This window comes from Gardnerella sp. 26-12, assembly GCF_001660745.1.
GTDB lineage: Bacteria > Actinomycetota > Actinomycetes > Actinomycetales > Bifidobacteriaceae > Bifidobacterium > Bifidobacterium swidsinskii.
In genome coordinates this window covers 1-4,467 of the sequence record NZ_LWSR01000043.1, presented here as the reverse complement: position 1 = coordinate 4,467, position 4,467 = coordinate 1, and the positions used below count along the sequence as shown (strand labels likewise).

General features: G+C 42.3%; 3 protein-coding genes. All 3 read right to left on the bottom strand.

All coding sequences use genetic code 11. From position 1 onward, the window contains the following. Positions 1-57 precede the first annotated feature (57 nt). From A5295_RS03215 to A5295_RS03205, 3 genes are read right to left on the bottom strand one after another with little or no spacing between them, the layout of a single operon-like run. Positions 58-1,608, bottom strand: coding sequence for a thiol-activated cytolysin family protein (locus A5295_RS03215; RefSeq protein WP_012913731.1), 1,551 nt, complete (start codon positions 1,606-1,608; stop codon positions 58-60). A gap of 36 nt (positions 1,609-1,644) precedes the next feature. Then, the gene (argH, locus tag A5295_RS03210) at positions 1,645-3,162 is read right to left on the bottom strand and encodes an argininosuccinate lyase (protein WP_064621682.1); all 1,518 of its coding nucleotides are present in this window, start codon (positions 3,160-3,162) and stop codon (positions 1,645-1,647) included. A 36-nt stretch (positions 3,163-3,198) separates the two neighbouring features. Continuing rightward, entirely contained in the window at positions 3,199-4,413 is a 1,215-nt protein-coding gene (locus tag A5295_RS03205) for an argininosuccinate synthase (protein WP_012914101.1), read from the bottom strand. Between the last annotated feature and the right edge of the window lie 54 nt (positions 4,414-4,467).

Sequence of the window (4,467 nt, the reverse complement as noted above, 5' to 3'; positions counted from 1 at the left end):
AGATAAAGTCCTTAATTTTTTCAGTTTTATTTATTTATGCTCAATTGCAATATGAGTTCAGTCATTCTTTACAGTTTCAGCGACGCGAGGCCATAAAGTTGTACCCCAGTTCTTGATTGTGCGCTGGCGAACCAACGGCAAATCAGTACGGTTGTACACTGTGCGCCATGGTTCCCATACTAAGCCGGTCTTTTCTTCCAACTTAATGCGAAGATTGCGCACATTGCCCTTGAACTGAATCGTTGTGCTGAAGTGAGCGGTACGATACTTGCCGTTTCCTTCCCAAGCGCGAGAACGTACGTATGGAGTTCCGTCGATATCAGTGCCGTACTCATCCCAGTAGACGTAGTAGCGAGCTACATAAGCCCCACGATGATCCAAGGTCAAATAACCGTCACGGTAAGCAGAAACCTTAGTCTCAACATAATCGCTGTTGCTCTGGAGAGTTGCTACTTCGTTATCTTTTACGAAGGAAGTAGTGTAAGCGATTGGAACAGCTGGGCTAGAGGTGCTCAAATTTGCACCTTCCTGAATCAAAGCCTTTAGCGTATCGATATTGCCGGTAATAACCTTTGCTGCACCGTTAGCGCTGCCGCCGAGAATCACTGCAGTAACAGAGGTATTCTGGAGAATGCGATGGAATTCGGTGTTTGGCTTGATGTCTACGCCCTTAATTGCTGCTTCTACTGCAGCCTGGAAATCAGTGCTCTTGCTGGTGGTATCGAACTTTACGTACATTGAGCGACCATAAGCTACGTTTGATACGTAAACTGGTGGGCGTTTGCTGTCAACGCCACGGTTCTTCAAGCTTTCTGGCGTAGTGCATGGAGCAAAGAAATCTGCTGGGCTATCTGGAGCGTCAACGCTTACTGTGTAGTAAGTTTGCTTGAAGTTCACAATTTGAGTCTGCTTCTCACCCTTGTGTACTGCATCGAAATCAATCTTCAGCGGTACGCCAATCTTTGCAAAATCAGCACCAAACTTAGCTTTGAGCTGGTTCATGCTCTGTGCGCTTGCGGAATCATACTGCATACGAGCTGCCACATGATGGCTTGCTGCATATTGTGCATTCCACTTAGAAACTAAGCCGTTAACTGCTGAAGTAACGGAGCTCTTGGTTGGATGTTGCACGGTTACAGCACTCTCGCCGCCATGGAAGCCTGGCAAATCAATACTCAAAGTTAATGGAGCACGATTTGCTGAAATCAAGCTTGGCATGTTATCCATCAAATTCTGGTCAGCGCGGAATAATGCACCCGGATATACGCGATCATTGTTGGCCGAAGTTACCGACAAGTTTGATGTTGTATTTGTGATGTTCTTCTTCTGGTGCTCAACAACAACGAATTCACCGTTATTGTTGAAGCTATCGCTAGAGAATTTATTGTTAATTGTTTCGCCGTGACGTGCGAGAATATTCGTTTTATCGTAATGCAAATCCCACAAGTAGTTGTTCAGCGAGTCCTTGCTAGCTGCACAAGATGCAGCTGGTGCAGAAGGCTTTGCAGAAGAATCTGCCATTGCTGGAACTGCTAAGCATTGTGGAATAATAGTCGCGCCCGCGAGCAACAACATTGCTGCATTACGGTAGAACTTTGTGCTCTTCATATGTATCCTTCGATTTTTATTAGATTTWWTTTMAAATTATTTTWTAGGCGAGATATAAGCAGAACCATCGCTTTTTGAATTTGCAAATTTATAATAATTATCCATTGCATTTTCAGCCTCTACAATTTGCTCTTTAACTCGTGCGAAGGCTGTACCGCCACGACCGCATCTGGCAGACACAGATCCAGCACTAGTCAATATTGTTCTGATATTCGCAATTTCTGCGCTATCAACAAAACCGCTTAGAATATTTGAAAAATCATCATCGCTTAAATCAGCAAGATCTCCCCCAATTCCCTCAGCTCGCTTTACACACAAACCAGACAAAGTATGAGCGTTACGGAATGGAACACCCTTTTTTACAAGCCATTCTGCAATATCTGTAGCAAGAGCGAAACCAGTAGAAGACTGTTCATAAAGTCTATTTAGATCAAATTTCATAGTTTCTACCATTCCAGCAAAAGCTGGAAGAAGCACTTCTAAAGTGTCAATTTGATCAAAAACAGCTTCTTTATCTTCTTGCAAATCGCGAGCATAAGCAGTAGGAAGACCTTTAAGAGTTGCCATTAAACCAGTTAAATCGCCTATTAATCTACCAGCTTTACCGCGAGCAAGTTCAGCAATATCTGGATTCTTTTTTTGAGGCATAATCGATGAGCCAGTTGAATAAGCATCATCTAAACGAACAAATGCAAATTCTTGAGTATTCCAAATAATAATTTCTTCACTTAATCGTGATATATCAACGCCAATCATTGCTGCGATGAATGAAAATTCTGCGACTAAGTCTCTACTTGCAGTTGCGTCTATAGAATTAGCGCAAACTTTAGAAAAACCAAGCTCTTTAGCTACTTCTTCTGGATTAAGACCAAGAGTATTGCCTGCCAAAGCTCCTGCTCCATAAGGGCTTTCATCTGCACGCAAATCCCAATCTATGAAGCGATTTACATCTCGTAAAAGCGGCCAAACATGTGCCATTAACTGATGCGCAAGCAAAATTGGTTGAGCATGTTGCATGTGAGTGCGACCCGGCATCACTGCGTCTTTTGCATTTTTTGATTGATTCAGCAACGCTTGGCAAACTGACAACAATAATGATGCAATAACGCGCGCATGCCTACGCAAAAACATACGTATTAAAGCTGCAATTTGATCATTCCTAGATCGACCTGCACGAAGCTTTCCACCAAGCTCATTTCCAGCAATTTCAAGTAAACCGCGCTCTAATGCTGTAGCTTCATCTTCATCTTCCTCAATGGGTGCAAAAGTTTCATCATCTACACGCTTTTGCAATTCATCTAATGCACAAGATAAATCAGCATACTCTTTTTCGTTAAGAAGACCTGCACGATGCAACGCATGCGCATGAGCTCTAGAACCAGCAATATCATCATCCGCTAATCGCCAATCAAATTGTGTGGACTTGCTTAGTTTCGTCAGCTCTGCTGAAGGACCTGAACTAAATCGTCCACCCCACAATGCAATAGGGTGATTAGTATTATTACTTTCATTATTTTCTAGTTCTGCGGCTGCTGCTTTTGTTGCATCGTGCATAGTTTATTACCTTTATATCTTTTTATATATATCGTATTAGTTGTTGTTTGCAACGCGCATATCTCTTGCTGCTGCAACCTTGCTAGACAATCCGTAGATTTCAATGAATCCATTGGAAGCACGCTGATCAAATGTATCTGAAGAATCATACGTTGCTAAATTAAAGTCATACAATGATTCCTCAGAACGACGTCCAGTAACTACAGCTTTGCCAGCATACATAGTCATTCGAATCTCGCCAGAAACATGCTCTTGAGTTTCATTAATAAATGCGTTAAGAGAACACACAACTGGAGAGAACCACTGACCATCATAGACAAATTCAGCCCACTTTTTATCAAGAGCACGCTTTAACCTATGCTGCTCACGCTCCAGGCAGCAATTTTCAAGCTCTTGGTGTGCAACAATTAGAGATTGAGCACCTGGAACTTCGTACAATTCACGAGATTTAATTCCTACAAGACGATCTTCAATAATATCGATTCGTCCAATTCCTTGCGCTCCAGCTCTTGCATTCATTTCTTCAATTGCTTGCAAAGGCGTTACACTATGACCGTCAATTGCGACTGGAATACCTTTTTCAAAAGTAATTCTAACTTCATCCGGTTCTTGAGATTCAAGAGGATTTTGCGTATAAGAATAGCACTCTTCAGTCGGAGCATTCCATGGATCTTCTAGGAAACCGGTTTCAATTGCACGACCCCACACGTTTTGGTCAATCGAATATGGGCTTTTCTTGCTTTGTTCAATTGGAAGCTTGTGCTCATTAGCGAATTCTATTTCAACATCACGAGTAAGTGACAAGTCTCGAATTGGGCTAATAGCTTTTAATTCTGGATCCAAAGATTGGATTGCAACTTCAAAACGAACCTGATCGTTTCCTTTGCCGGTGCAACCATGCGCAATTGTGTCTGCATCAAATTGATGAGCTGCATTCACTAAGTGGCGAGTAATCAAAGGCCTAGAAAGAGCAGAAACCAATGGATACACGTCTTCATACATTGCGTTAGCTTTTAATGCAAGCATGCAATAATTATCTGCGAATTCTTCGCGAGCATCGACAACATATGCCTCAACTGCACCACAAGCCAAAGCACGATTCTTAATTACTTCAAGCGCTTCACCGCCTTGACCAACGTTTAGCGACACAGCTACAACGTCTTGACCTGTTTGCTCTTTAAGGTATGGAATTGCTACCGAAGTATCGAGGCCACCTGAATACGCCAAGACAATACGTTTTTTATTAGTCATTGTGACCTCCCAGGTCATGTATTGAATAAATAAACAATAAAGAGCATATTATAC